The 26076-nt window shown below is 65.5% G+C and carries 25 protein-coding genes; 22 read left to right on the top strand and 3 right to left on the bottom strand.

Features of this window, described 5'->3' with window-relative positions; all coding sequences use genetic code 11:
* Window positions 1-22 precede the first annotated feature (22 nt).
* From ACI766_RS06670 to ispD, 15 genes are all read left to right on the top strand, one after another.
* Complete coding sequence (locus ACI766_RS06670) at window positions 23-529, top strand: OmpH family outer membrane protein (RefSeq protein ID WP_003098586.1); 507 nt, start codon at window positions 23-25, stop codon at window positions 527-529.
* Complete coding sequence (gene lpxD / locus ACI766_RS06675; protein WP_019726592.1) at window positions 529-1590, top strand: UDP-3-O-(3-hydroxymyristoyl)glucosamine N-acyltransferase; 1062 nt, start codon at window positions 529-531, stop codon at window positions 1588-1590. Before ACI766_RS06670 ends, lpxD begins: the two co-directional genes overlap by 1 nt.
* Before the next feature lie 45 nt (window positions 1591-1635).
* Window positions 1636-2076 carry a 3-hydroxyacyl-ACP dehydratase FabZ gene (gene fabZ, locus ACI766_RS06680; protein WP_003092375.1) on the top strand — a complete coding sequence of 147 codons (441 nt, stop codon included), beginning with the start codon at window positions 1636-1638 and terminating at the stop codon, window positions 2074-2076.
* Window positions 2073-2849, top strand: coding sequence for an acyl-ACP--UDP-N-acetylglucosamine O-acyltransferase (gene lpxA, locus ACI766_RS06685; RefSeq protein WP_003092373.1), 777 nt, complete (start codon window positions 2073-2075; stop codon window positions 2847-2849). Before fabZ ends, lpxA begins: the two co-directional genes overlap by 4 nt.
* Before the next feature lie 3 nt (window positions 2850-2852).
* Window positions 2853-3989: a lipid-A-disaccharide synthase gene (gene lpxB / locus ACI766_RS06690; protein ID WP_003159491.1), complete on the top strand. Its 1137-nt coding sequence runs from the start codon at window positions 2853-2855 to the stop codon at window positions 3987-3989.
* Window positions 3989-4594 (top strand): ribonuclease HII, encoded by a 606-nt coding sequence (gene rnhB, locus ACI766_RS06695; protein WP_003098580.1) that lies wholly within the window; start codon window positions 3989-3991, stop codon window positions 4592-4594. Before lpxB ends, rnhB begins: the two co-directional genes overlap by 1 nt.
* Before the next feature lie 216 nt (window positions 4595-4810).
* A complete protein-coding gene (locus ACI766_RS06700) occupies window positions 4811-6226 on the top strand; it encodes an alanine/glycine:cation symporter family protein (protein ID WP_003092370.1) in 1416 nt (471 codons plus the stop codon).
* Between the two features lie 129 nt (window positions 6227-6355).
* Window positions 6356-9877: a DNA polymerase III subunit alpha gene (gene dnaE / locus ACI766_RS06705; RefSeq protein WP_003453637.1), complete on the top strand. Its 3522-nt coding sequence runs from the start codon at window positions 6356-6358 to the stop codon at window positions 9875-9877.
* A 149-nt stretch (window positions 9878-10026) separates the two neighbouring features.
* Window positions 10027-10977, top strand: a complete 951-nt coding sequence (gene accA, locus ACI766_RS06710) for an acetyl-CoA carboxylase carboxyl transferase subunit alpha (protein ID WP_003098575.1) — start codon at window positions 10027-10029, stop codon at window positions 10975-10977.
* 69 nt (window positions 10978-11046) lie between these two features.
* The gene (tilS, locus tag ACI766_RS06715) at window positions 11047-12375 is read left to right on the top strand and encodes a tRNA lysidine(34) synthetase TilS (RefSeq protein WP_003122145.1); all 1329 of its coding nucleotides are present in this window, start codon (window positions 11047-11049) and stop codon (window positions 12373-12375) included.
* A 170-nt stretch (window positions 12376-12545) separates the two neighbouring features.
* Window positions 12546-14174 carry a CTP synthase gene (locus tag ACI766_RS06720; protein WP_003092366.1) on the top strand — a complete coding sequence of 543 codons (1629 nt, stop codon included), beginning with the start codon at window positions 12546-12548 and terminating at the stop codon, window positions 14172-14174.
* Window positions 14175-14176: 2 nt separating this feature from the next.
* Window positions 14177-15022 carry a 3-deoxy-8-phosphooctulonate synthase gene (gene kdsA, locus ACI766_RS06725; RefSeq protein WP_003092365.1) on the top strand — a complete coding sequence of 282 codons (846 nt, stop codon included), beginning with the start codon at window positions 14177-14179 and terminating at the stop codon, window positions 15020-15022.
* A 45-nt stretch (window positions 15023-15067) separates the two neighbouring features.
* A complete protein-coding gene (gene eno, locus ACI766_RS06730; RefSeq protein WP_003092364.1) occupies window positions 15068-16357 on the top strand; it encodes a phosphopyruvate hydratase in 1290 nt (429 codons plus the stop codon).
* Window positions 16358-16421: 64 nt separating this feature from the next.
* Window positions 16422-16706: a cell division protein FtsB gene (gene ftsB / locus ACI766_RS06735; RefSeq protein ID WP_003098569.1), complete on the top strand. Its 285-nt coding sequence runs from the start codon at window positions 16422-16424 to the stop codon at window positions 16704-16706.
* A 19-nt stretch (window positions 16707-16725) separates the two neighbouring features.
* Window positions 16726-17430: a 2-C-methyl-D-erythritol 4-phosphate cytidylyltransferase gene (gene ispD, locus ACI766_RS06740; RefSeq protein ID WP_003122146.1), complete on the top strand. Its 705-nt coding sequence runs from the start codon at window positions 16726-16728 to the stop codon at window positions 17428-17430.
* A 60-nt stretch (window positions 17431-17490) separates the two neighbouring features.
* On the opposite strand, the gene yedF is transcribed toward ispD, so the two are convergent.
* From yedF to gfnR, 3 genes are all read right to left on the bottom strand, one after another.
* A complete protein-coding gene (gene yedF / locus ACI766_RS06745; RefSeq protein ID WP_003092358.1) occupies window positions 17491-17739 on the bottom strand; it encodes a sulfurtransferase-like selenium metabolism protein YedF in 249 nt (82 codons plus the stop codon).
* On the bottom strand, window positions 17705-18931 hold the full coding sequence (yedE, locus tag ACI766_RS06750; protein ID WP_003098565.1) for a selenium metabolism membrane protein YedE/FdhT: 1227 nt from the start codon (window positions 18929-18931) through the stop codon (window positions 17705-17707). The genes yedF and yedE overlap by 35 nt, the downstream gene beginning before the upstream one ends.
* Before the next feature lie 75 nt (window positions 18932-19006).
* The gene (gene gfnR / locus ACI766_RS06755; protein WP_016562193.1) at window positions 19007-19915 is read right to left on the bottom strand and encodes a glutathione-dependent formaldehyde neutralization regulator; all 909 of its coding nucleotides are present in this window, start codon (window positions 19913-19915) and stop codon (window positions 19007-19009) included.
* 131 nt (window positions 19916-20046) lie between these two features.
* Here gfnR and ACI766_RS06760 point away from each other — a divergent pair, with 131 nt between their 5' ends.
* The 7 genes from ACI766_RS06760 (at window position 20047) to ACI766_RS06790 (ending at window position 26016) form a co-directional block, all read left to right on the top strand.
* Window positions 20047-21159: an S-(hydroxymethyl)glutathione dehydrogenase/class III alcohol dehydrogenase gene (locus ACI766_RS06760; RefSeq protein WP_003092351.1), complete on the top strand. Its 1113-nt coding sequence runs from the start codon at window positions 20047-20049 to the stop codon at window positions 21157-21159.
* A 53-nt stretch (window positions 21160-21212) separates the two neighbouring features.
* Entirely contained in the window at window positions 21213-22064 is an 852-nt protein-coding gene (gene fghA, locus ACI766_RS06765; protein WP_003113869.1) for an S-formylglutathione hydrolase, read from the top strand.
* A gap of 70 nt (window positions 22065-22134) precedes the next feature.
* Window positions 22135-22608, top strand: coding sequence for a 2-C-methyl-D-erythritol 2,4-cyclodiphosphate synthase (gene ispF, locus ACI766_RS06770; protein ID WP_003098560.1), 474 nt, complete (start codon window positions 22135-22137; stop codon window positions 22606-22608).
* Window positions 22605-23672: a tRNA pseudouridine(13) synthase TruD gene (gene truD / locus ACI766_RS06775; RefSeq protein WP_076938863.1), complete on the top strand. Its 1068-nt coding sequence runs from the start codon at window positions 22605-22607 to the stop codon at window positions 23670-23672. The genes ispF and truD overlap by 4 nt, the downstream gene beginning before the upstream one ends.
* Window positions 23660-24409 carry a 5'/3'-nucleotidase SurE gene (surE, locus tag ACI766_RS06780; RefSeq protein WP_003092341.1) on the top strand — a complete coding sequence of 250 codons (750 nt, stop codon included), beginning with the start codon at window positions 23660-23662 and terminating at the stop codon, window positions 24407-24409. Before truD ends, surE begins: the two co-directional genes overlap by 13 nt.
* A 32-nt stretch (window positions 24410-24441) precedes the next feature.
* A complete protein-coding gene (locus ACI766_RS06785) occupies window positions 24442-25077 on the top strand; it encodes a protein-L-isoaspartate(D-aspartate) O-methyltransferase (RefSeq protein WP_003098558.1) in 636 nt (211 codons plus the stop codon).
* Window positions 25078-25122: 45 nt separating this feature from the next.
* Window positions 25123-26016 carry a peptidoglycan DD-metalloendopeptidase family protein gene (locus ACI766_RS06790; protein ID WP_003115226.1) on the top strand — a complete coding sequence of 298 codons (894 nt, stop codon included), beginning with the start codon at window positions 25123-25125 and terminating at the stop codon, window positions 26014-26016.
* Window positions 26017-26076: the final 60 nt, after the last annotated feature.

Raw genomic sequence — 26076 nt, forward strand, 5'->3', positions numbered from 1 at the left:
ATGCTTTGTGCAGGAGTGCATCGTGCGTAAGTTCACCCAGTTCGTCCTGATCACCGCAGCCATCATGGCGGCTCCTTCGGCGTTCGCTGAAATGAAGATCGCGGTGCTCAACTACCAGATGGCGCTGCTCGAGTCCGATGCCGCCAAGCAATACGCCGTGGATGCCGAGAAGAAGTTCGGCCCCCAGCTGAACAAGCTGAAGAACCTCGAGCGCGACGCCAAGGCGCTGCAGGACAAGCTGGTTTCCAACGGCAGCAAGATGTCCCAGGGCGATCGCGAGAAGGCCGAGCTGGACTTCAAGCAGAAGGCCCGTGACTTCCAGTTCCAGTCCAAGGAGTTGAACGAGTCGAAGGCCGCCGCCGACCGCGACATGCTGAAGAAACTCAAGCCGAAGCTGGACCAGGCCGTCGAGGAGACCATCAAGAAAGGTGGTTACGACATGGTCATCGAACGTGGCGCCGTGGTCGACGTCAAGCCGCAATACGACATCACCCGCCAGGTGATCGAGCGGATGAACCAGCTGCGTTGATGATGAGTACCTTGTCCTACACCCTGGGCCAGCTGGCCGCGCATGTCGGCGCGGAAGTCCGTGGCGACGCGGACCTGCCGATCCAGGGCCTGGCGACCTTGCAGGAGGCCGGACCGGCTCAGCTGAGCTTCCTGGCCAACCCGCAGTATCGCAAGTACCTGCCCGAAAGCCGTGCCGGCGCCGTCCTGCTGACGGCTGCCGACGCCGACGGGTTCGCCGGTACCTCGCTGGTGGTGGCCAATCCCTACCTGGCCTATGCCAGCCTGTCGCATCTGTTCGATCGCAAGCCGAAGGCGGCCGCCGGTATCCATCCCACCGCTATCGTCGCGGCGGACGCCGAGGTCGATCCGAGCGCCAGCGTCGGCGCCTATGCGGTGATCGAGAGTGGCGCCCGCATCGGCGCTGGCGTCAGCATCGGCGCGCACTGCGTGATCGGAGCCCGTAGCGTGATCGGCGAAGGCGGCTGGCTGGCGCCGCGGGTCACGCTCTACCACGACGTCACCATCGGCGCGCGGGTGAGTATCCAGTCGGGCGCGGTGATCGGCGGCGAAGGTTTCGGTTTCGCCAACGAGAAGGGCGTCTGGCAGAAGATCGCCCAGATCGGCGGGGTGACCATCGGTGACGACGTCGAGATCGGCGCGAACACCACCATCGACCGTGGAGCACTGTCCGATACGCTGATCGGCAACGGTGTGAAGCTGGACAACCAGATCATGATCGCGCACAACGTGCAGATCGGCGATCATACCGCCATGGCCGCTTGCGTCGGCATTTCCGGCAGCGCCAAGATCGGCAGGCATTGCATGCTCGCCGGCGGCGTTGGCCTGGTCGGCCATATCGAGATCTGCGACAACGTTTTCGTGACCGGCATGACCATGGTGACCCGCTCGATCACCGAGCCGGGATCGTATTCCTCCGGTACCGCCATGCAACCGGCGGCCGAATGGAAAAAAAGCGCCGCGCGCATTCGTCAACTGGACGACATGGCGCGTCGACTTCAGCAGCTGGAAAAACGCCTGGCTGCCGTGACCTCAAGCGGTGACGCTTCATCTGATGCGTAATTGACGTTTTTTGCGTCACCCTTTTCTGAACAGGCTCCCCCTAACATGATGGACATCAACGAGATTCGCGAATACCTGCCTCATCGCTATCCTTTCCTGCTGGTGGATCGGGTGGTAGAGCTGGACATCGAGGGCAAGCGCATTCGCGCCTACAAGAATGTCAGTATCAATGAGCCGTTCTTCAACGGACATTTCCCCGAGCACCCGATCATGCCGGGCGTGCTGATCATCGAGGCGATGGCCCAGGCGGCCGGTATCCTCGGTTTCAAGATGCTCGACGTGAAGCCCGCCGACGGCACTCTTTACTACTTCGTCGGTTCGGACAAGCTGCGCTTCCGCCAGCCGGTCCTGCCGGGCGACCAACTGCAACTGCACGCCAAGTTCATCAGCGTGAAGCGCAGCATCTGGAAATTCGACTGCCACGCTACCGTCGACGACAAGCCGGTATGCTCGGCTGAAATCATCTGTGCGGAACGCAAACTATGAGTTTGATCGATCCTCGCGCCATCATCGATCCGAGCGCCAGGCTGGCGGCTGACGTCCAGGTGGGCCCGTGGTCCATCGTCGGGGCGGAAGTGGAGATCGGTGAAGGGACGGTGATCGGTCCGCACGTGGTGCTCAAGGGCCCCACGAAGATCGGCAAGCACAACCGCATCTACCAGTTTTCCAGCGTCGGCGAGGATACTCCCGACCTGAAATACAAGGGCGAGCCGACGCGCCTGGTGATCGGTGACCACAACGTGATCCGCGAAGGCGTGACCATCCATCGCGGAACCGTCCAGGATCGCGCGGAAACCACCATTGGCGACCACAACCTGATCATGGCCTATGCGCACATCGGCCATGACAGCGTGATCGGCAACCATTGCATCCTGGTGAACAACACGGCGCTGGCCGGGCATGTCCACGTGGACGACTGGGCGATCCTGTCCGGCTACACCCTGGTGCACCAGTACTGCCGGATCGGCGCGCACAGCTTTTCCGGCATGGGCAGCGCCATCGGCAAGGACGTCCCGGCCTACGTGACGGTCTTCGGCAACCCGGCCGAAGCCCGCAGCATGAACTTCGAAGGCATGCGTCGGCGCGGCTTCAGCAGCGAGGCCATCCATGCCCTGCGGCGTGCCTACAAGGTGGTCTATCGCCAGGGACATACCGTCGAGGAAGCCCTGGCCGAGCTGGCCGAAAGCGCTGCCCAGTTCCCCGAGGTCGCGGTGTTCCGTGATTCCATCCAGAGCGCAACCCGCGGCATCACCCGCTGAGCCATGGCTGACGGATTACGCGTAGCCCTGGTCGCCGGCGAGGCCTCCGGCGACATCCTCGGGTCCGGACTGATGCAGGCGCTGCGGGCGCGGCACCCGGATATCGAGTTCATCGGCGTCGGTGGGCCGCGCATGGAGGCCGAAGGGCTGTCCAGCTATTTCCCCATGGAGCGCCTGTCGGTGATGGGCCTGGTCGAAGTGCTGGGCAGGCTGCCGGAGTTGTTGCGACGGCGCAAGCGCCTGATCCGCACGCTCATCGAGGCCCGGCCGGATGTGATGATCGGCATCGACGCTCCCGACTTCACCCTCGGCGTCGAACACAAGCTGCGCCAGGCTGGCCTGCGCACCGTGCATTACGTCAGCCCTTCGGTATGGGCCTGGCGGCAGAAGCGGGTGCTGAAGATTCGCGAAGCCTGCGACCTGATGCTGGCATTGTTCCCCTTCGAAGCACGTTTCTACGAAGAGCATGGGGTGCCTGTGCGTTTCGTCGGCCACCCCCTGGCCAACACCATTCCCCTGGAGGCGGATCGCGCTGCGGCCCGCGCGCGGCTCGGATTGCCGGCGGACGGACAGGTGCTGGCGCTGATGCCGGGCAGTCGCGGCGGCGAGGTCGGCAAGCTCGGCGCCTTGTTCCTCGACACCGCCCAGCGCCTGCTCGTCGAACGGCCGGGCCTGCGTTTCGTGCTGCCCTGCGCCAGCGCTGCACGGCGCGAACAGATCGAGCAGATGCTCCAGGGCCGCGAGCCTCTGCCGCTGACGCTGCTCGACGGCGCTTCCCATGAAGCGCTTGCCGCCTGCGATGCGGTGCTGATCGCCTCCGGTACCGCGACCCTCGAGGCGCTGCTCTACAAGCGGCCCATGGTGGTGGCTTATCGGGTCGCCGGGCTGACGTACCGGATTCTCAAGCGCCTGGTGAAAAGCCCTTACATCTCCCTGCCGAACCTGTTGGCCGGACGCCTGTTGGTGCCGGAACTGATCCAGGACGCCGCCACCCCGCAAGCGCTAGCCGCAACCCTCTCGCCGCTGCTGGACGACGGCTCGCAGCAGGTGGAATTCTTCGATGCCATCCATCGGGCCTTGCGCCAGGATGCCTCGGCACAGGCGGCGGAAGCCGTCCTGCAACTGGTGGAGCGCCGCTGATGCAACTGGGTCTGGATTTCAATCTGGTGGAGGATCTGGTCGCGGGCGTCGACGAGGTCGGTCGCGGTCCGTTGTGCGGCCCGGTGGTCACCGCCGCGGTGATTCTCGACCCGAGCCGCCCGATCCTCGGCCTGAACGACTCGAAGAAGCTCAGCGAAGCCCGCCGCGAGGCGCTGTTCGAAGAGATCCGCGAGAAGGCCCTGGCCTGGTGCATCGCCCGCGCCGAGGTCGAGGAGATCGACCGGCTGAACATTCTGCATGCCACCATGCTCGCCATGCAGCGCGCGGTCGAAGGCCTCAGCGTGACTCCGCGGCTGGCCCTGATCGACGGCAATCGTTGTCCGAAACTGGCGGTGCCCTGCGCGCCGGTGGTCAAGGGCGACAGCCAGGTGCCGGCGATCGCTGCGGCGTCGATCCTGGCCAAGGTCAGTCGCGACCGAGAAATGGTCGAGCTGGACCGGGTCTATCCGGGCTATGGCATGGCCGGGCACAAGGGATATCCGACCGCGGTCCATCTCGAGGCGCTTTCCCGCCTCGGCCCGACGCCGATCCATCGACGCTCGTTTGCGCCGGTTCGCGAATTGCTGGACGTCTCTGTTCAATAATTGAACGGATGTCGCGTGACTGACCGTATCTGTCGCCTGGTGACAAGCGGCGAGCGACGTCAATAGCGGAAAGTCCTGCCCCTTCCTGCCAAGTGCCATTCACAGCGAAATTTCCTTCGGCTCGCACGTCATTCCGTGTGTGTCCGAAACACGCGGCCTTCTACCCGGGAGGTCGGCTGACAACAATCCGCCACAAGCGGAACAGGGGAGTTATCCATGCAAGAATTCGCCACTCAGGTCGTCGACCTGCTCAACGGCCTTATCTGGGGCAAGATCCTCATCTGGCTGCTGGTCGGTTGCGGCCTGTACTTCACCGTGCGCCTGGGGCTGATCCAGTTCCGCCACTTCGGTCATACCTTCAGCGTGCTCAAGGGCAGCCGCCAGTCGGACGACTCGGGAATCTCCTCGTTCCAGGCGCTCTGCACCTCTCTGGCGGCGCGGGTCGGTACCGGCAACGTCGCCGGCGTGGCGGTAGCGATCACGCTCGGCGGTCCCGGCGCAGTGTTCTGGATGTGGGCGATCGCCCTGGTGGGGATGGCGACCGGCTTCGTCGAGGCGACCCTGGCCCAGTTGTTCAAGATTCGCGACGACAAGGGCCAGTTCCGTGGCGGCCCGGCCTACTACATGGAGAAGGGCCTGGGCGCGCGCTGGATGGGCATCCTGTTCTCGATCTTCCTGATCATCGCCTTCGGTTTCGTCTTCAACTCGGTGCAGGCCAATACCATCACCGGTGCCATGCAGGGCGCCTTCGGCGTGCCGACCTGGATCAGCGGCATCGCCGTGGTGATCCTCACCGCGTTGATCATCTTCGGCGGCCTGCGCTCCATCGCGCGCTTCTCCGAACTGGCGGTACCCTTCATGGCGGTGGCCTACCTGCTGCTGGCGGTGGGCATCATCCTGTTCAACCTCAGCGAACTGCCGGGCGTCCTCGCGATGGTGGTGAAGAGTGCCTTCGGCTGGCACGAGGCCGCCGCCGGCGGCATCGGCGCGGCGATCCTCAACGGCTTCAAGCGCGGCCTGTTCTCCAACGAAGCAGGCATGGGCTCGGCGCCCAACGCCGCCGCCTCGGCCACGCCCTATCCGCCGCACCCGGCGTCCCAGGGCTATGTGCAGATGGCCGGCGTGTTCATCGATACCCTGCTGATCTGCACCGCTTCCGCCGCCATCATCCTGCTGGCCGGACCGCAGGAAGGCGAGGGCATCATGCTGGTGCAGAATGCTCTGACCAGCCAGGTCGGCGACTGGGGCCGCTACTTCCTGGCGGTGATCATCCTGTTCTTCGCCTTCACCTCGATCGTCGCCAACTACTTCTATGCCGAGAACTGCCTGGTATTCCTCGAGCACAACCACCTGGCGGGCCTGTTGATCTTCCGCCTGATCGTGCTGGCGATGGTGATGTTCGGCGCGCTGGCTTCGCTGCCGTTCGTCTGGAACCTCGCCGACGTGTCGATGGGCCTGATGGCGATCACCAATCTGATCGCCATCCTGCTGCTGTCCAACCTCGCGATCAAGCTGGCCAAGGACTATAACGCCCAGCGCAAGGCCGGCAAGCTGCCGACCTTCGACGCCAGCCAGTTCCCGGAAGTCCAGCAGAAGCTCGAGCCGGGCATCTGGGACGACCGCCGCGCCTGAGCGCGGGGCGGGCGACGTTTCTCGGCGCAGCCGAGGCGCATCGTCCGCTCTTGAACCTGTAGCTTTGCCACCGGGCCCGGTACAATCCGGGCCTTGTCGTTTTTGCGTTATTTCTGCTCCGGGGCCTTCATGACCGTATCCTTCGTTCACCTGCGTCTGCATACCGAATTCTCCCTGGTCGACGGCCTGGTCCGGGTCAAGCCCCTGGCCAAGGCAGTGGCAGGGCTGGGCATGCCGGCGGTGGCGGTCACCGACCAGAGCAACATGTGCTCGCTGGTGAAGTTCTACAAGACCGCCATGGGCGCCGGCATCAAGCCGATCTGCGGGGCCGACATCTGGCTCGCCAGCCGCGAGGAAGATGGCCCGCTCAGCCGCCTGAGCCTGCTGGCGATGAACGCGAAGGGCTATCGCAACCTCACCGAGCTGATTTCCCGCGGCTGGAGCGAAGGCCAGCGCAATGGCGAGATCATCATCGAGCGCGACTGGGTCAAGGAGGCGGCGGAAGGCCTGATCGCGCTGTCCGCGGCCAAGGAAGGCGAGATCGGCCACGCGCTGCTCGACGGCGAGGAGGCCAAGGCCGAGGCGCTGTTGCGCGAGTGGATGGAGGTGTTCCCCGAGCGCTTCTACGTCGAAGTGCAACGTACCAGCCGGGTCAACGACGAGGAGCACCTCCACGCGGCGGTGGCTCTGGCGTCACGCTGCAACGCGCCGCTGGTGGCGACCAACGACGTGCGCTTCATCAAGCAGGACGACTTCGAGGCCCACGAGACCCGCGTCTGCATCGGCGAGGGGCGGACCCTCGACGATCCGCGGCGGCCGCGTACCTATTCGGACCAGCAATACCTGAAGTCGCCGGCGGAAATGGCCGAGCTGTTCAGCGACCTGCCGGAAGCGTTGGAAAACACCGTCGAGATCGCCAAACGCTGCAACATCGAGGTGCAGCTGGGCAAGTACTTCCTGCCGGACTTCCCCACGCCCAATGGCATGGGCATCGACGACTACCTGCGGCACGCCTCCTTCGAAGGTCTCGAGGAGCGCCTGGAGGTGCTGTTGCCGAAGGACACCCCGGACTACGAGGCCAAGCGCCAGGTCTATGTCGATCGCCTGAACTTCGAACTCGATATCATCATCCAGATGGGTTTCCCCGGTTACTTCCTCATCGTGATGGACTTCATCAAGTGGGCGAAGAACAACGGCGTACCGGTAGGCCCCGGGCGGGGCTCGGGCGCCGGCTCGCTGGTGGCCTACGTGCTGAAGATCACCGACCTCGATCCGCTGGCCTATGACCTGCTGTTCGAACGTTTCCTCAACCCGGAACGGATCTCCATGCCCGACTTCGACGTCGACTTCTGCATGGAGGGCCGCGACCGGGTGATCGACTACGTGGCCGACGCCTACGGGCGCAACGCGGTGAGCCAGATCATCACCTTCGGCACCATGGCGGCGAAGGCGGTGGTACGCGACGTGGCGCGGGTCCAGGGCAAGTCCTACGGTCTCGCCGACCGGCTGTCGAAGATGATCCCGTTCGAAGTCGGCATGACCCTGGATAAGGCCTACGAGCAGGAAGAAATGCTCCGCGACTTCCTCAAGAGCGACGAGGAAGCCGCCGAGATCTGGGAGATGGCCCTCAAGCTGGAAGGCATCACCCGCGGTACCGGCAAGCACGCCGGTGGCGTGGTGATCGCGCCGACCAAGCTGACCGACTTCTCGCCGATCGCCTGCGACGAGGAAGGCGGCGGCCTGGTGACCCAGTTCGACAAGGACGACGTGGAGGCGGCCGGCCTGGTGAAGTTCGACTTCCTCGGCCTGCGGACCCTGACCATCATCAAGTGGGCGATGGAGATCATCAACCGCGAGCAGGCCAAGAAGGGCCTGGAGCCGGTGAACATCGACTTCATCCCGCTGGACGACAAGCCGACCTATTCGCTGCTGCAGAAGGCCGAGACCACTGCGGTGTTCCAGCTCGAATCGCGCGGCATGAAGGAGCTGATCAAGAAGCTCAAGCCGGACTGCCTGGAAGACCTCATCGCACTGGTGGCGCTGTTCCGCCCGGGTCCTCTGCAGTCGGGCATGGTGGACGACTTCATCAACCGCAAGCACGGTCGCGCCGAGCTGTCCTATCCGCACCCCGATTACCAGTACGCCGGCCTGGAGCCGGTGCTCAAGCCCACCTACGGCATCATCCTGTACCAGGAACAGGTGATGCAGATCGCCCAGGTCATGGCCGGCTATACCCTCGGTGGCGCGGACATGCTGCGCCGGGCGATGGGCAAGAAGAAGCCCGAGGAAATGGCCAAGCAGCGCGGCGGTTTCATCGAGGGTTGCAAGAACAACGGCATCGATGCCGACCTCGCGGGCAACATCTTCGACCTGGTGGAAAAATTCGCCGGCTACGGCTTCAACAAGTCGCACTCGGCAGCCTACGGCCTGGTCTCCTACCAGACCGCCTGGCTGAAGACCCACTTCCCGGCGCCGTTCATGGCCGCGGTACTCACCGCGGATATGCAGAACACCGACAAGGTGGTGACGCTGATCGAAGAATGCCGGCACATGAAGCTGCGCATCGTGGCGCCGGACGTGAACAACTCCGAGTTCCGCTTCACCGTCGACGACGATGGCCGGATCGTCTATGGCCTGGGCGCGATCAAGGGCGTCGGCGAGGGGCCGGTGGAGGCGATCACCGAATGCCGCGCCGAAGGCGGGCCGTTCAACACCCTGTTCGACTTCTGCGACCGCGTCGACCTGAAACGCATCAACAAGCGCACCCTGGAAGCGCTGATCCGCGCCGGTGCGCTGGATCGCCTGGGGCCGCACTACCACGACGAGCTAAAGGCCTACCAGGCTACCGTCGACCTCAACCGCGCCGTGCTGCTGGCGGCGATGGAGGAAGCGATCCAGGCCGCCGAGCAGACCGCGCGCAGCCACGACAGCGGGCACATGGACCTGTTCGGCGGAGTCTTCGCCGAGCCGGAGGCGGATGTCTACGCCAACCACCGCAAGGTCAAGGAGCTGACCCTCAAGGAACGCCTGAAGGGCGAGAAGGACACCCTCGGCCTGTACCTGACCGGCCATCCGATCGACGAGTACGAAGGCGAGGTGCGGCGCTTCGCCCGCCAGCGCATCGTCGAGCTGAAGCCGGCGCGCGATACCCAGACGGTGGCCGGGCTGATCGTCAACCTGCGGGTGATGAAGAACAAGAAGGGCGACAAGATGGGCTTCGTCACCCTCGACGACCGCTCCGGACGGATCGAGGCCTCGCTGTTCTCCGAAGCCTTCGCCGCGGCCCAGTCGCTGCTGCAGACCGACGCGCTGGTGGTGGTCGAGGGCGAGGTCAGCCAGGACGACTTCTCCGGCGGACTGCGCCTGCGCGCCAAGCGCGTGATGAGCCTGGAGGAGGCGCGTACCGGCCTGGCGGAGAGCCTGCGGATGAAGCTGCACGCCGACCTGTTGAAGGGCGATCGCCTGCGCTGGCTGGGCGAGCTGTTCAACCGCCATCGCGGTTCCTGCCCGATCACCCTGGACTACACCAGCGCCGACGCCAAGGCCCTGCTGCAGTTCGGCGAGAGCTGGCGGGTGGATCCGGCGGACGATCTGATCCAGGCATTGCGTGACCAGTTCGGGCGCGACAACGTCTTCCTCAATTATCGTTAATCGCGATGGGCGATAACGCCGTTGTTCCGCGCTCTGCGGCGGGAAAACGCGGATCGCCCTTGCTCCCGGCTCGACCCCTGGCGCCCGATCCCGTAAGGTAGGGCGCCAAACGGAAACGGCCCACTAGAATCTGCGCACGACGGAAGCCTATGAACCCGAACTTTCTTGATTTCGAACAGCCGATCGCCGACCTGCAAGCCAAGATCGAAGAGCTGCGCCTGGTGGGCAACGACAATGCGCTGAACATCAGCGACGAAATCTCGCGTCTGCAGGACAAGAGCAAGGCGCTCACCGAAAACATCTTCGGCAATCTGTCCAGTTGGCAGATCGCCCAGCTCGCGCGCCATCCCAAGCGTCCCTATACCCTCGACTACATCGGCTACCTGTTCAGCGATTTCGAGGAACTGCACGGCGACCGGCATTTCGCCGACGACCCGGCGATCGTCGGTGGCGTTGCCCGCCTCGACGGTTCCCCGGTGATGGTCATCGGCCACCAGAAAGGCCGCGAAGTCCGTGAGAAGGTCCGGCGCAACTTCGGCATGCCGCGTCCGGAAGGCTATCGCAAGGCCTGCCGCCTGATGGAAATGGCCGAACGCTTCAAGATGCCGATCCTCACCTTCATCGACACGCCCGGCGCCTACCCGGGCATCGATGCCGAGGAACGCGGCCAGAGCGAGGCGATCGCCTGGAACCTGCGGGTGATGGCGCGACTGAAGACGCCGATCATCGCCACCGTGATCGGCGAGGGCGGTTCCGGCGGCGCGCTGGCCATCGGTGTCTGCGACCAGTTGAACATGCTGCAATACTCCACCTATTCGGTGATCTCGCCGGAAGGCTGCGCCTCCATCCTCTGGAAGACCGCCGAGAAGGCGCCGGAAGCCGCCGAGGCCATGGGCATCACCGCCGAGCGCCTGAAAGGCCTGGGCATCGTCGACAAGGTCATCGACGAACCGCTGGGCGGCGCCCATCGCGATCCGGCGAGCATGGCCGAATCGATCCGTGGCGAACTGCTGACGCAACTGAAGATGCTCCAGGGCCTGGAAATGGGTGAGTTGCTGGAGCGTCGTTACGACCGCCTGATGAGCTACGGCGCGCCGTAAGCCATCCGGCGCAATGGTACGATCGACAAGCCCGGCATTCGCCGGGCTTGTCGCATGAGGAGCGCAAGCATGCCGGCGGTGCCGCTCGAATCCCGTCTGTTACAGGCCCTGGCGCCCTGGCGCGAAGCGGGGGGCTGGTGCGTGGCGTTTTCCGGCGGGCTGGATTCCACGGTGTTGCTGCATCTGCTCGCCCAACTGGCCCGGAGCGAAGCCTTGCCGGCGCTGTCGGCGCTGCATGTCCACCATGGCTTGCAGGCTGCGGCGGACGGTTGGCCGGCGCACTGCCAGGTGGTCTGCCGGTCGCTGGGTATCCCGCTGCGGGTCGAGCGGGTGCAGGTCGCCGTTGGCGGCAGCATCGAGCAGGCGGCGCGCGACGCCCGCTATCGCGCATTCCAGGCGAACCTGGGCGAGGGACAGGTGCTGCTCACCGCGCAGCACCTCGACGACCAGGCCGAGACCCTGCTGTTCCGCCTGTTGCGTGGAGCGGGCCTGCGCGGCCTGGCGGCGATGCCGGCGAGCCGGCCGCTGGGCGGCGGCCGCCTGTGCCGACCCTTGCTCGGGGTTTCCCGCGCCGAACTGGAAGCCTATGCGCAGACGCACCGGCTGGACTGGGTGGAGGATCCTTCCAACCAGGATCCGCGCTTCTCGCGCAACTACCTGCGCCGGGAGATCATGCCGCGTCTCGCCTCCCACTGGCCGCAGGCCGTCGCCGGCATGGCGCGCTGCGCGGCGCATCTGCGCGAGGCCGAAGACCTGCTGGCTGAACTGGCCGCCATCGACCTCCGGGCCTGCCGCCAACCCTCGGAACTGGATTGGCCGGACTGGCTGGATCTGCCCCGGATCGCCCTGGAGCCTCTGCGCCGCCTCAGCGCTGCGCGCCAGCGCAACCTGCTGCGGGCATGGCTGGGGCAGCTGACGCGGTTGCCGGACAGTGACCACTGGGCCGGCTGGGAGTCGTTGCGCGATGCCGGCGACGATGCCGACCCGATCTGGCGCCTGGAGAGCGGCGAGCTGCGTCGCGGCGCGGGGCGGATCTGGTGGTTGCCGGCGGACTGGCGGGCGGCGGCGGGACCGTTCGTCTGGGAGCGTCCCGCTCATCCATTGCTTCTTCCCGGCAATGGTCGGCTGGCGTTGCTCGGCGAGGTTCCGGCGGGGCCGTTGCGCGTCGACTACCGGCGGGGTGGGGAGGTGCTGGCCCTGGCCGGGCGCGGTCGCCGCGACCTCAAGCGATTGCTCAACGAAGCGGGCGTACCGAGCTTCCTGCGCGGTCGTTTGCCGCTGCTCTTCCGAGCCGACGAACTGCTCGCGGTGGCCAACATTCCTGGCCTGGACAGTCCCCGCGAGGGGGGCTGGCGACTGTCCTGGAGCCCGCCGACGAACGACCCGGGTTTGAGCTAGTAAGCCGTTTCCAGTAGACTACGCTCCCGTCTTGTACTGCTCCCGCCGATTCCCTCCGGAATCAGCAGGAGTTTGCTTTGCCCACGGATTTGTCCGTGGCGGGAGCTGGCCTCCCTTCTCCGAATCCCCGGCGGTTGATCCCGCCTAAACGCTGACTTCTAGGGTTTTTCATGACGCGCTACATCTTCGTCACGGGTGGTGTTGTTTCTTCATTGGGGAAAGGCATCGCTTCGGCTTCTCTGGCTGCGATCTTGGAAGCGCGTGGCCTGAAGATCACGATGCTCAAGCTGGACCCTTACATCAACGTGGACCCGGGCACCATGAGCCCGTTCCAGCACGGTGAGGTCTTCGTGACCCAGGACGGCGCCGAGACCGACCTGGACCTGGGCCATTACGAGCGCTTCGTTCGTACCACCATGACCCAGAACAACAACTTCACCACCGGCCGCGTCTACATGGACGTGTTGCGCAAGGAACGCCGCGGCGACTACCTGGGCGCCACCGTGCAGGTGATCCCGCACATCACCGACGAGATCAAGCGGCGCATCATCAAGGGCGCCGGCGATGCCGACGTCGCCCTGGTGGAGATCGGTGGCACCGTCGGCGACATCGAGTCGCAGCCGTTCCTCGAGGCGATCCGCCAACTGCGCGTCGAGATCGGCGCCAAGCGCGCGATGCTGATGCACCTGACCCTTGTCCCGTACATCGCCACCGCCGGCGAGACCAAGACCAAGCCGACCCAGCACTCGGTCAAGGAGCTGCGCTCCATCGGCCTGCAACCGGACGTGCTGGTCTGCCGTTCCGACCACCCGATCGACGTCTCCTCGCGGCGCAAGATCGCGCTCTTCACCAACGTCGAGGAGCGCGCGGTGATCGCCCTGGAAGACGTCGACACCATCTACCGCATCCCGTCGGTGCTGCATGCCCAGGGCCTGGACGACATCGTCGTCGAGCGCTTCGGCCTGGAGTGCGGGCAGGCCGACCTGTCCGAATGGGACCGGGTGGTCGATGCCAAGCTCAACCCCGAGCGTGAAGTCACCATCGCCATGGTCGGCAAGTACATGGAACTGCTGGACGCGTACAAGTCGCTGATCGAGGCGATGACCCACGCCGGCATCCAGAGCCGCACCAAGGTCAACCTGCGCTACATCGACTCCGAAGACATCGAGCAGCAGGGCACCAGCCTGCTGGAAGGCGTCGACGCCATCCTGGTCCCGGGCGGCTTCGGCCTGCGCGGCGTGGAAGGCAAGATCAGCACCGTGCAGTACGCCCGCGAGAACAAGATCCCCTACCTGGGCATCTGCCTGGGCATGCAGGTCGCGGTCATCGAATACGCCCGCAACGTGCTCGGCTGGAGCGACGCCAACTCCACCGAGTTCGACAAGTCCAGCGGCCATCCGGTGGTCGGCCTGATCACCGAATGGCAGGACGCGACCGGCGCCACCGAGATCCGCACCGAAGCTTCCGACCTGGGCGGCACCATGCGCCTGGGCGCCCAGGAGTGCCAGCTGCAGACCGGCACCCTGGTGCACGACTGCTATGCCAAGGACGTGATCGTCGAGCGCCATCGCCATCGCTACGAAGTGAACAACAACCTGCTGCCGCAACTGGAGCAGGCCGGCCTGAAGATTTCCGGCCGCTCCGGCGACGGCGCCCTGGTGGAAGTGGTCGAGGCCCCGGAGCATCCGTGGTTCGTCGCCTGCCAGTTCCACCCGGAGTTCACCTCCACACCGCGTGATGGCCACCCGCTGTTCAGCGGTTTCGTCAACGCCGCGCTGAAATATTCCGGGAAGGCCTGAGCATGGCACAGAAGATCGTTCGCGTCGGCGATATCCAGATCGGCAACGACCTGCCGTTCGTGCTGTTCGGCGGCATGAACGTGCTGGAGTCGCGCGACCTGGCCATGCAGGTCTGCGAAGAATACGTACGGGTTACCGAGAAACTCGGTATCCCCTATGTGTTCAAGGCCAGCTTCGACAAGGCCAACCGTTCCTCGATCCACTCGTTCCGTGGTCCGGGCCTGGAAGAGGGAATGAAGATCTTCGAAGAGATCAAGAAGACCTTCAAGGTACCGGTCATCACCGATGTCCACGAGCCGTTCCAGGCCCAGCCGGTGGCCGAGGTCTGCGACATCATCCAGCTGCCGGCCTTCCTCTCGCGACAGACCGACCTGGTGGTGGCGATGGCCAGGACCAACGCGGTGATCAATATCAAGAAGGCCCAGTTCCTCGCGCCCCAGGAGATGAAGCACATCCTGACCAAGTGCGAGGAAGCCGGTAACGACCGCCTGATCCTCTGCGAGCGCGGCTCCTCCTTCGGTTACAACAACCTGGTGGTCGACATGCTCGGCTTCGGCATCATGAAGCAGTTCGAGTACCCGGTATTCTTCGACGTCACCCACGCCCTGCAGATGCCTGGCGGTCGCGCGGACTCCGCCGGCGGCCGGCGCGCCCAGGTCACCGACCTGGCCAAGGCCGGGCTCAGCCAGAAGCTCGCCGGGCTGTTCCTCGAGGCCCATCCGGACCCCGAGCACGCCAAGTGCGACGGTCCGTGCGCGCTGCGCCTGAACAAACTCGAAGCCTTCCTGTCCCAGCTCAAGCAACTGGACGAGCTGATCAAGAGCTTTCCTGCAATCGAGACTGCCTAGTCTCCTCAGACCGCCCCGTTCATTCACTTCGGAGTGTTAACAAGAATGGCAAAGATCGTCGACATCAAGGGCCGTGAGGTCCTGGACTCCCGCGGCAACCCTACCGTTGAAGCGGACGTGATCCTGGACAACGGCATCGTCGGCAGCGCCTGCGCGCCTTCCGGTGCTTCCACCGGTTCCCGCGAGGCCCTCGAGCTGCGCGATGGCGACAAGAGCCGTTACCTGGGCAAGGGCGTGCTGAAAGCCGTGGCCAACATCAACGGCCCGATCCGCGACCTGCTGCTGGGCAAGGACGCGGCCGACCAGAAAGCCCTCGACCACGCGATGATCGAGCTGGACGGCACCGAGAACAAGGCCAAGCTGGGCGCCAACGCGATCCTCGCGGTGTCCCTGGCTGCCGCCAAGGCCGCCGCACAGGCCAAGGGCGTACCGCTGTACGCGCACATCGCCGACCTCAACGGCACTCCCGGCCAGTACTCCATGCCGGTGCCGATGATGAACATCATCAACGGCGGCGAGCATGCGGACAACAACGTCGATATCCAGGAATTCATGGTCCAGCCGGTCGGCGCGAAGAACTTCGCCGAGGCGCTGCGCATGGGCGCCGAGATCTTCCATCACCTCAAGGCCGTGCTGAAGGCCCGTGGCCTGAACACCGCCGTCGGTGACGAAGGCGGCTTCGCGCCGAACCTGTCGTCCAACGAAGACGCCCTGGCCGCCATCGCCGAGGCCGTCGAGAAGGCCGGCTACAAGCTGGGCGACGACGTGACCCTGGCCCTGGACTGCGCCTCCAGCGAGTTCTTCAAGGACGGCAAGTACGACCTGGAAGGCGAAGGCAAGGTATTCGACGCCGCCGGTTTCGCCGACTACCTGGCCGGCCTGACCCAGCGCTACCCGATCATCTCCATCGAGGACGGCATGGACGAGTCCGACTGGGCCGGCTGGAAAGGCCTGACCGACAAGATCGGCGCCAAGGTCCAACTGGTCGGCGACGACCTGTTCGTGACCAACACCAAGATCCTCAAGGAAGGCATCGAGAAGGGCATCGGCAATTCGATCCTGATCAAGTTCAACCAGATCGGTTCGCTCACCGAGACCCTGGAGGCCATCCAGATGGCCAAGGCCGCCGGCTATACCGCGGTGATCTCGCACCGCTCCGGCGAAACCGAGGACTCGACCATCGCCGACCTGGCCGTGGGTACCGCCGCCGGTCAGATCAAGACCGGTTCGCTGTGCCGCTCCGACCGCGTGTCCAAGTACAACCAGTTGCTGCGCATCGAAGAGCAACTGGGCGCCAAGGCGCCGTACCGTGGTCGCGCGGAATTCCGCGGCTGAGCCTAGTCTGGTACGGTGAAGGGGTGGCAAGAGCCACCCCTTTTCTTCTCAAGGAGTTCGAGGCTTGAGGTTACGTAGCCCCTACTGGCTGTTCGTGGTGCTGATCCTGGCGCTGGCGGGCCTGCAATATCGCCTGTGGGTCGGCGATGGCAGCCTGGCGCAGGTGCGCGACCTGCAGAAGCAGATCGCCGACCAGCATGGCGAGAACGAGCGCCTGCTGGAGCGCAACCGGATTCTCGAAGCCGAAGTCGCCGAGCTGAAGAAAGGCACCGAGACCGTCGAGGAGCGTGCGCGGCACGAGCTCGGCATGGTCAAGGACGGCGAAACCCTCTACCAGCTCGCCAAGTGAGCTGACGACCCTTCTCCCGATGACGACTTCCGACCTTCCCGCCTTCTGGACGGTGATCCCCGCCGCCGGCGTGGGTTCGCGCATGCGCGCCGACCGCCCGAAGCAATATCTCGATCTTGCCGGTCGCACCGTGATCGAGCGCACCCTCGATTGTTTCCTCGAACACCCGATGCTCAGGGGCCTGGTGGTCTGCCTGGCCGAGGACGATCCCTACTGGCCCGGGCTGGACTGCGCCGCCAGCCGGCATGTGCAGCGCGCCGCCGGGGGCGTCGAGCGCGCCGGCTCGGTGTTGAACGGCTTGCTGCGCCTGCTGGAGTTGGGGGCACAGGCCGACGACTGGGTGCTGGTGCATGACGCCGCGCGGCCGAACCTGACCCGCGGCGACCTCGACCGCCTGCTCGAAGAACTCGCCGAAGATCCGGTCGGCGGGCTGCTGGCGGTGCCGGCGAGGGACACTCTCAAGCGCTCCGACCGCGACGGCCGGGTCAGCGAAACCATCGACCGCTCGGTGGTCTGGCTGGCCTATACGCCGCAGATGTTCCGCCTCGGCGCCCTGCACCGGGCGCTGGCCGATGCGTTGGTGGCCGGCGTGGCGATCACCGACGAGGCTTCGGCGATGGAGTGGGCCGGCTATGCGCCGAAGCTGGTGGAAGGGCGCGCCGACAACCTGAAGATCACCACCCCGGAAGACCTGCTGCGCCTGCAGCGCAGTTTTCCGCACTGAACCCTGGCACAAGAAAGCCGCCCCGAGGGTCGGCTTTCTTGTCGTTGCAGGCTCGCTCGTTCAGCTTTCCAGCGGCACCTCTATGAGGAAGCGGAACAGCGCGCCATGCTGCTCCACCGCCAGGCATTTGTAGCCCTGGCGCTGGGTATCTTCGGGAATCCCGTGGACCGATTGCGAGCAGTCGGTGACCACTTCCAGGCGTTCGCCCGGCTGCATGGTCGCCAGGGTTTCCAGGGTGGCGATGGCGTTGTACGGGCAATGTTCGCCGCGCAGGTCAAGCGACAGGGTCGGTTTGTCGGTCTGGCTCATGGTTCGGTTTCCGCGGTCGGGTGAATCGGGAGGCGTTCAGTTGCACCAGCAGCAGGCACAGGGCCAGGCCGGCGAAGGTCAATAGCAGGCCGTTGCCGGGCCCGAAGCTTTCCAGCAGGTTGAGCTTGGGATAGGGCAGGGCGAGGCGGGTGCCCAACTGGTCCCAAAAGATCGCCACCAGGGTTCCGCCGATGACGTTGCCGATGCCGACCACCCAGAAGTGCACCTGGCCCTCCATCGAGCGGTACATCCAGCCGGTCTCGCAACCGCCGGCGAGGACGATGCCGATGCCGAAGAGAATGCCGCCGATGATCGCATTCGGGCCCATCCAGAAGATCTTCGGCGCGACGCCCAGGCGGATCGCGGCGAAGGTACCGATGCAGGCGGCCGCCATGCCGAGCAGGATGCCGAAGGCGGCGCGGGTCCGGCCGGTGGTCCAGAGGTCCCGTGCGGCGCTGGTGAAGCAGATCTGCGCGCGCTCGATCAGGCCGCCGAACAGCAGGCCGAACAGGCAGGCCATGCCCAGCACCAGCGATACCTCGAAGCGCCAGGCGGCGAACAGCGCGGCGAGCGCCAGCACCGCCAGGCCCAGGCGGGCCTGCAGGCGTGCGCGTCGGGCCAGGCTTTCGGCGCTGGGCAGGGCGCTGGCCGTGGCGCCGACTTTCAGCGGTGTGCGCAGGAACGGCAGCAGGCTGATCTTCACGCCGATCCAGGCGCCGCCGACGGTGGCGAACATGAAGGCCCAGGCGTGCAGGGAAAACATCGGGATACCGGTGAAGAACGCCGCCAGGTTGCAGCCCATCGCCAGGCGCGCGCCGAAGCCGGCGACGATACCGCCGACCAGACCCTGCAGCAGGCGACGTTTGCTGGTCGGCCAGCGCAGGCTGACGTTGCCGGCCCAGAGGGCGCAGCACAGGGCGCCGAGGAACATGCCGATGATCATCACTCCGTCGATCCGGTCCAGCGGCGTGCCTTGAAGGCCGATCAGCCTGAAGTAGCTCCAGTCCTGTGGCTGGTAGCCGAACCAGGACAGCACGTGGCCGCCCCAGCGGGTGAATTCGCCGGTCACCGCCCAGAAGGTGCCGGTGAGCGCGAAGTAGTAGGCGGAGGCGACGCCGAGGGCGACCAGCGCCGGCAGCGGCGACCAGAACCTCACCAGGTAGCGTTGGCGAAACGCATTGAAGGCAGACATGCGACTTCCTTGAATCGATAGCGGGTGGAACGGGAAACCGCCAAGTCTATCGCAGCGGTGAATCGCCTTACTGCTTCAGCGCAGGTTTTTCTCTCCGGCGAGTCCCGGATGGGATTGCGCCAGGCCTTCCTTGAGATAGTCCACCAGTTGCCTGACTTTCGGCGACAGGTGCCGCTGCTGCGGGTACAGCGCCCATACCGCGGTATTCGGCGGCTGGTGGCCTTCCAGCAGGGAGACCAGGCGGCCGCTGCGCAGATACTCGATCACATAGTAGTCGGGCAGCTGGCACAGGCCGAAGCCGCGCAGGGCGGCGTCGAGCACCGCCTGGCCGCTGTTGCAGCGCCAGTTGCCCTGGACCCGGTGCTGGGTTTCCCGGCCGTCCTCGAGGAAGCTCCACAGGTCGCTGCTGCCGATCAGGCAGTTGAACTGGCCGAGTTCCGCCGGCGACTGCGGAGTGCCGTGGCGGCGCAGGTATTCCGGCGTGGCGCAGAGGTACATGACGCGTGGCGCCAACCGTGTGGCGACCAATCGCGAATCGCTCAGGCGGCCGAGGCGGATGGCCAGGTCGAAGCCCTCGTGGAGCAGGTCCAACTGGCGGTTGGACAGCTCGATGTCGACCCGCAGTTGCGGATAGTCGGCCATGAAGGCATTCACCAGCGGCACGATGAAACGTTCGCCGTAGGCTACCGCGCAGGTCATGCGCAGCAGGCCCTTGGGCTCCGCGGAGAGGTCGCTGACCGCGCGCAGGGCTTCGTCGCGGGCGTCCTGCAGGCGCTGGCAATGTTGCAGGAAGGTCTGTCCGGCTTCGCTCAGCGACACTCGCCGGGTGCTGCGGTAGAGCAGGCGGGTCTGCAGGCGCTCCTCCAGGCGGGCGACCTGGCGGCTGATGTGCGACGAGGAAACGCCCATGCGTTCGGCTGCCGCGGTGAACTGCCCGGTTTCGGCGACAGCGACGAATTCGTCGAGTCCTTCCCAGCGATTCATCTGGATTGTCCCTGTATGGCAATAATGTTTTGATTATTGCCTGATTATTCCTTGAAACGCGGTTTTCTACACTTTCCGTTTCAGTGGGTCGCTTAGCGGCCCGCCGGCTTCCATCGTTCAGGAGTTCCCAGATGATCAAGTCCCGTGCCGCCGTCGCCTTCGCCCCCAACAAGCCGTTGGAAATCGTCGAGGTGGATGTGGCGCCGCCGCAGAAGGGCGAGGTACTGGTGCGCATCGTCGCCACCGGCGTCTGCCATACCGACGCGTACACCCTGTCCGGCCAGGATTCCGAGGGGGTGTTCCCGTGCATCCTGGGCCACGAAGGTGGCGGCATCGTCGAAGCGGTGGGCGAGGGCGTGACCTCCCTGCAGGTGGGCGACCATGTCATCCCGCTCTACACCGCCGAGTGCGGCAAGTGCAAATTCTGCCTGTCCGGCAAGACCAACCTCTGCCAGGCCGTGCGCGCCACCCAGGGCAAGGGCCTGATGCCCGACGGCACCAGCCGTTTCTCCTACAAGGGCGAGCCGGTCTTCCACTACATGGGCTGCTCGACCTTCTCCGAATACACCGTGCTGCCGGAAATCTCCCTGGCGAAGATTCCCAAGGATGCCCCGCTGGAGAAGGTCTGCCTGCTTGGCTGCGGCGTCACCACCGGGATCGGCGCCGTGCTGAATACCGCCAAGGTGGAAGAGGGCGCTACCGTTGCCATCTTCGGCCTGGGCGGCATCGGCCTGGCAGCGATCATCGGGGCGAAGATGGCCAAGGCCGCGCGCATCATCGCGGTCGACATCAACCCGGGCAAGTTCGATATCGCCAGGGAACTGGGCGCCACCGACTTCATCAATCCGAAGGACTACGACAAGCCGATCCAGGACGTCATCGTCGAACTGACCGATGGCGGCGTCGACTACTCCTTCGAGTGCGTCGGCAACGTGCAGTTGATGCGCGCCGCGCTGGAATGCTGCCACAAGGGCTGGGGCGAGTCGGTGATCATCGGTGTCGCCGGTGCCGGCCAGGAAATCAGCACCCGGCCGTTCCAACTGGTCACCGGCCGCGTCTGGCGCGGTTCGGCGTTCGGCGGGGTGCGCGGGCGCAGCGAGCTGCCGAGCTATGTCGAGAAGGCGCAGAAGGGCGAGATCCCGCTGGATACCTTCATCACCCACACCATGGGGCTGGAGGACATCAACGAGGCCTTCGAGCTGATGCACGAAGGCAAGAGCATCCGCACCGTCATTCATTACTGACAAGCCGTCGCGGCGGGCCCTGCGGCTCGCCACGACCGTTTCACGGAGGTCACGTGAAGGATTCCCTCGAACTGATCGGCAGCCAGAAGACCTTCGGCGGCTGGCACCAGCGTTACCGTCATTTTTCCCGGACCCTGAACTGCGAGATGGTCTTCGCCATCTACCTGCCGCCCCAGGCCGAGCCGGAGGCGGCGCTGCCGGCCCTGTACTGGCTGTCCGGGCTGACCTGTACCGACGAGAACTTCATGCAGAAGGCCGGCGCCCAGCGGGTCGCCGCCGAACTGGGATTGGTACTGGTGGCGCCGGATACCAGCCCGCGCGGCAGCGGTGTCCCCGGCGATCCCGACGGCGCCTGGGACTTCGGCCTGGGCGCAGGCTTCTACCTGAACGCCACGCAGGAGCCCTGGGCCGCGCACTACCGCATGCACGACTACGTGGTGCACGAGTTGCCGGCGCTGATCGAGGCGCATTTCCCGGTGTCCCGGCGGCGCGGCATCAGCGGGCACTCGATGGGTGGGCATGGCGCGCTGGTTTGCGCGCTGCGCAACCCGGGGCGCTACCTGTCGCTGTCGGCCTTCGCGCCGATCTGCCATCCGAGCGATTGTCCCTGGGGCCAGAAGGCGTTCTCCCGCTACCTGGGCGAGGACCCGGCGGCCTGGCGCGAGTGGGATGCCTGTGCGTTGCTCGAGGGTGCGTCCGAACGCTTGCCGATCCTGGTCGACCAGGGCGAGCGCGACGACTTCCTCGCCGTCCAGCTCAAGCCGGAAGCGCTACGCAATGCGGCGGACAAGGCCGGCCACCCGCTGGAGCTGCGTCTGCAACCAGGTTACGACCACAGCTACTACTTCATCGCCAGTTTCATCGAGGATCACCTGCGCCATCATGCCGGGGTTCTCAACGGTTGATCCGCGATACCTGAAGCCTGTCCCGATCCGGGGTAGAATCACGCCCTGATTCCAACCAGGGCGTTTTTTCATGCGAATTGGCCATGGCTACGACGTGCATCGCTTCGGCGAGGGCGACTTCATCACCCTCGGCGGTGTGCGCATTCCCCATAAACATGGGCTGGTCGCCCACTCCGACGGCGACGTGCTGCTGCACGCCTTGTCCGATGCGCTGCTCGGCGCGGCGGCGCTGGGCGACATCGGCAAGCACTTCCCGGACACCGACCCGCGGTTCAAGGGCGCCGACAGTCGCGCGCTGCTGCGACACGTGGTCGCCATCGTCGCCGAGAAGGGCTGGAAGGTCGGCAACGTCGACGCCACCATCGTCGCCCAGGCGCCGAAGATGGCGCCGCACATCGAGACCATGCGCGGGTTGATCGCCGAGGACCTCGGCGTCGCGGTCGACCAGGTCAACGTCAAGGCCACCACTACCGAGCGGCTAGGTTTCACCGGACGCGAAGAGGGCATTGCTGTACATGCGGTCGCTTTGCTGATGGCCCGATGAGCGTTCTCGGCGAACTCGACCTGCTCGGGCCGCGCGCCCATGGGGCAGCCTGCGGCGAGGCGGTGCTCAAGGCCGTGGCCGAGGACTTCCAGGTCGACGAGGTGCTGGACATTCCCCTCAGCGGTGAAGGCGAGCACCTCTGGTTGTGGGTGGAAAAGCGCGGATTGAACACCGAGGAGGCGGCCCGTCGCCTCGGCCGCGCCGCCGGTGTGCAGCAGAAGAACGTCAGCTACGCCGGGTTGAAGGACCGCCAGGCCCTGACCCGGCAATGGTTCAGCCTGCACCTGCCGGGCAAGGCCGATCCCGACCTGGGTGCAGCCGAGGGCGCGGACCTGCGGATTCTTCGCTGCACCCGTCATTCGCGCAAGTTGCAGCGAGGCGCGCATGCCGCCAACGGCTTCACCCTGCGTCTGACCGGGCTGCGGGCGGAGTGTGCCCTTCTCGACGCGCGCTTGGCACGTATCGCCGCGGACGGCGTGCCCAATTATTTCGGCCTGCAACGCTTCGGCCACGGCGGCGGCAACCTGGTCGACGCGCGCAGTTGCGCGGAACAGGACCTGCTGCCGGCGAACCGCAACCTGCGTTCGCGCTTCCTTTCCGCCGGGCGCAGCTACCTGTTCAATCGCCTGCTCGCCGAGCGGGTCGCGGAGGGTAGCTGGAACCGGGCAGCGGTCGGTGACCTGCTGGCCTTCACCGACAGCCGCAGCTTTTTCCTCGCTGGCGAGGAAGAATGCCGCGATGCCCGTCTGGCCGCCCTCGACCTGCACCCCACCGGACCGCTCTGGGGCGAGGGCGATCCGCCGAGCGGCGCCGGCGTCCTCGAACGCGAGCTGGCCCTGGCCGGGAGCGAGCCGGCGCTCTGCCGCTGGCTGGCGAAGGCGGGCATGGCGCACGAACGGCGCATCCTGCGGCTCCCCATCCAGGGGCTGGCGTGGCATTATCCCGAACCTGATGTTCTGCAACTGGAATTCGTCCTGCCGGCCGGTTGTTTCGCCACCGTAGTGGTGCGTGAAATCCTCGACCTGGTACCGACAGGGCAGACGGAAAACCCATGCGCATACTGATTGCCAACGACGACGGGGTGACCGCACCCGGTATCGCCGCGCTTTACGACGCGCTGGCGGATCATGCCGATTGCGTAGTGATCGCCCCCGACCAGGACAAGAGCGGCGCCAGCAGTTCCCTGACGCTGGACCGCCCGCTGCACCCGCAGCGCCTGGACAACGGATTCATCAGCCTCAACGGCACGCCGACCGACTGCGTGCACCTGGGCCTGAACGGCTTGCTGGAGGAATTGCCGGACATGGTGGTCTCGGGTATCAACCTGGGCGCCAACCTCGGCGATGACGTCCTCTATTCCGGTACCGTGGCGGCGGCCATCGAAGGGCGCTTCCTGAAGGGGCCGGCCTTCGCCTTCTCGCTGGTCTCGCGGTTGACGGACAACCTGCCCACCGCCATGCACTTCGCCCGCCTGCTGGTCTCCGCCCACGAGCGCCTGGCCGTGCCGCCGCGTACCGTGCTCAACGTCAATATCCCGAACCTGCCGCTGGATCGCGTACGTGGTATCCAACTGACCCGCCTCGGGCACCGCGCCCGTGCCGCCGCACCGGTGAAGGTGGTCAATCCGCGCGGCAAGGAAGGCTACTGGATCGCCGCGGCCGGCGATGCCGAGGATGGCGGGCCGGGGACGGATTTCCACGCGGTCATGCAAGGCTACGTGTCGATCACCCCGTTGCAGCTGGACCGCACCTTCCACGAAGCCTTCGGCGGCCTCGACGAGTGGCTGGGAGGACTGACGTGATGTCCGAAGACCTGCATCGCCGGGGTATCGGCATGACCTCCCAGCGTACCCGAGAGCGCCTGATCCAGCGCCTGTACGAAGAAGGCCTTTCCAACGCCCACGTGCTCGAGGTGATCCGCCGCACGCCGCGTCATCTGTTCGTCGACGAGGCGCTCTCGCATCGCGCCTACGAAGACACCGCCCTGCCGATCGGCCACAACCAGACCATTTCCCAGCCGTTCATGGTGGCGCGGATGACCGAGTTGCTGCTGGCGGCCGGCCCGCTGGACAAGGTCATGGAGATCGGCACTGGGTCCGGCTACCAGACCGCGGTGCTGGCGCAACTGGTCGAGCGGGTCTTCTCCGTCGAGCGGATCCAGGCGTTGCAGGACAAGGCCAAGGAGCGTCTTGCGGAGCTAAACCTGCGTAATGTTGTCTTTCGTTGGGGCGATGGCTGGGAGGGTTGGTCGGCGTTGGCTCCCTACAATGGAATCATCGTCACCGCGGCGGCCACGGAAGTCCCGCAGTCGTTGCTGGACCAGTTGGCGCCTGGGGGGCGCCTGGTGATCCCGGTCGGTGGCGGCGAGGTCCAGCAACTGATGCTGATCGTCCGCACCGAGGACGGGTTCAGCCGCCAGGTACTCGACTCGGTACGTTTCGTCCCGCTGCTCAACGGCCCGATCGCCTGAGCCGGCGGCCGGCGTCGCCGGCCCGATTGAACGAAAGCGAAGAAGATGGATAAGGGGGAAGGATTGAGGCTAGCAGCGACCCTGCGGCAATGGACTCGGCTCTACGGTGGCTGCCACCTGTTGCTCGGGGCCGTCGTCTGTTCCCTTCTCGCCGCCTGTTCGTCGTCGCCTCCCGGCGGGGTCAAGGTCGTCGATCGCAACGGTTCCGCGCCTGCCGCTGCGCGGCGTACGCCGGTCACCAGCGGGCAGTACATCGTGCGCCGCGGCGACACCCTGTATTCCATTGCCTTCCGCTTCGGCTGGGACTGGAAAGCCCTGGCCGCGCGCAATGGCATCGCGCCGCCCTATACCATCCAGGTCGGTCAAGCTATCCAATTTGGTGGGCGGGCATCGACGCAACCGTCCGTCGCGAAAAACACGCCGGTCGTCGCTGCGCCCGTGGCGACCAAGCCTACCCCGGTTCCACCCGCAGTTAGTACGTCGGTACCTGCCAAGCCCGCACCGGCTCCGGCCTCGACCACGACCCCACCCAGCAGCGGCGCGACTCCCGTCGTCGCGGGGCCTGCGGTGGGGGGGTGGGCATGGCCTGCGAGCGGTACTCTGATCGGCCGTTTTGCCTCAAACGGAAGTTTGAATAAAGGGATTGATATAGCCGGTCAATTGGGCCAGCCTGTCCTGGCTGCGTCTGGTGGGACCGTTGTATACGCCGGTAGTGGTTTGCGGGGCTACGGCGAGTTGGTCATCATCAAACACAACGAGACCTACGTGAGTGCCTACGGTCACAACCGCAGGCTGCTGGTGCGGGAAGGGCAACAGGTCAAGGTAGGGCAATCGATTGCCGAGATGGGCTCCACAGGAACCGATCGGGTGAAGCTGCACTTCGAGATTCGCCGCCAGGGTAAGCCTGTCGATCCACTGCAATATTTGCCACGTCGCTGACCGGGAGTTCGCCCGCCCACATCATGTAGGTGAGCGGGTCCGGGCGTGTCCAGCGGGAAA

Source organism: Pseudomonas sp. DL (assembly GCF_047199225.1).
Taxonomy (GTDB): Bacteria; Pseudomonadota; Gammaproteobacteria; order Pseudomonadales; family Pseudomonadaceae; genus Pseudomonas; species Pseudomonas aeruginosa.

Bases quoted from the DNA above. Each gene is read 5' to 3' on its own strand.
- accA (WP_003098575.1), top strand. From the start codon at position 10,027: ATGAACCCGAACTTTCTTGATTTCGAACAGCCGATCGCCGACCTGCAA.
- yedF (WP_003092358.1), bottom strand. From the start codon at position 17,739: ATGAGCCAGACCGACAAACCGACCCTGTCGCTTGACCTGCGCGGCGAA.
- dnaE (WP_003453637.1), top strand. From the start codon at position 6,356: ATGACCGTATCCTTCGTTCACCTGCGTCTGCATACCGAATTCTCCCTG.
- ispF (WP_003098560.1), top strand. From the start codon at position 22,135: ATGCGAATTGGCCATGGCTACGACGTGCATCGCTTCGGCGAGGGCGAC.
- ACI766_RS06790 (WP_003115226.1), top strand. From the start codon at position 25,123: ATGGATAAGGGGGAAGGATTGAGGCTAGCAGCGACCCTGCGGCAATGG.
- lpxB (WP_003159491.1), top strand. From the start codon at position 2,853: ATGGCTGACGGATTACGCGTAGCCCTGGTCGCCGGCGAGGCCTCCGGC.
- surE (WP_003092341.1), top strand. From the start codon at position 23,660: ATGCGCATACTGATTGCCAACGACGACGGGGTGACCGCACCCGGTATC.
- kdsA (WP_003092365.1), top strand. From the start codon at position 14,177: ATGGCACAGAAGATCGTTCGCGTCGGCGATATCCAGATCGGCAACGAC.
- ACI766_RS06760 (WP_003092351.1), top strand. From the start codon at position 20,047: ATGATCAAGTCCCGTGCCGCCGTCGCCTTCGCCCCCAACAAGCCGTTG.
- ACI766_RS06785 (WP_003098558.1), top strand. From the start codon at position 24,442: ATGACCTCCCAGCGTACCCGAGAGCGCCTGATCCAGCGCCTGTACGAA.
- fabZ (WP_003092375.1), top strand. From the start codon at position 1,636: ATGATGGACATCAACGAGATTCGCGAATACCTGCCTCATCGCTATCCT.
- ACI766_RS06720 (WP_003092366.1), top strand. From the start codon at position 12,546: ATGACGCGCTACATCTTCGTCACGGGTGGTGTTGTTTCTTCATTGGGG.
- rnhB (WP_003098580.1), top strand. From the start codon at position 3,989: ATGCAACTGGGTCTGGATTTCAATCTGGTGGAGGATCTGGTCGCGGGC.
- yedE (WP_003098565.1), bottom strand. From the start codon at position 18,931: ATGTCTGCCTTCAATGCGTTTCGCCAACGCTACCTGGTGAGGTTCTGG.
- tilS (WP_003122145.1), top strand. From the start codon at position 11,047: ATGCCGGCGGTGCCGCTCGAATCCCGTCTGTTACAGGCCCTGGCGCCC.
- ispD (WP_003122146.1), top strand. From the start codon at position 16,726: ATGACGACTTCCGACCTTCCCGCCTTCTGGACGGTGATCCCCGCCGCC.
- lpxA (WP_003092373.1), top strand. From the start codon at position 2,073: ATGAGTTTGATCGATCCTCGCGCCATCATCGATCCGAGCGCCAGGCTG.
- lpxD (WP_019726592.1), top strand. From the start codon at position 529: ATGATGAGTACCTTGTCCTACACCCTGGGCCAGCTGGCCGCGCATGTC.
- eno (WP_003092364.1), top strand. From the start codon at position 15,068: ATGGCAAAGATCGTCGACATCAAGGGCCGTGAGGTCCTGGACTCCCGC.
- truD (WP_076938863.1), top strand. From the start codon at position 22,605: ATGAGCGTTCTCGGCGAACTCGACCTGCTCGGGCCGCGCGCCCATGGG.
- gfnR (WP_016562193.1), bottom strand. From the start codon at position 19,915: ATGAATCGCTGGGAAGGACTCGACGAATTCGTCGCTGTCGCCGAAACC.
- ACI766_RS06700 (WP_003092370.1), top strand. From the start codon at position 4,811: ATGCAAGAATTCGCCACTCAGGTCGTCGACCTGCTCAACGGCCTTATC.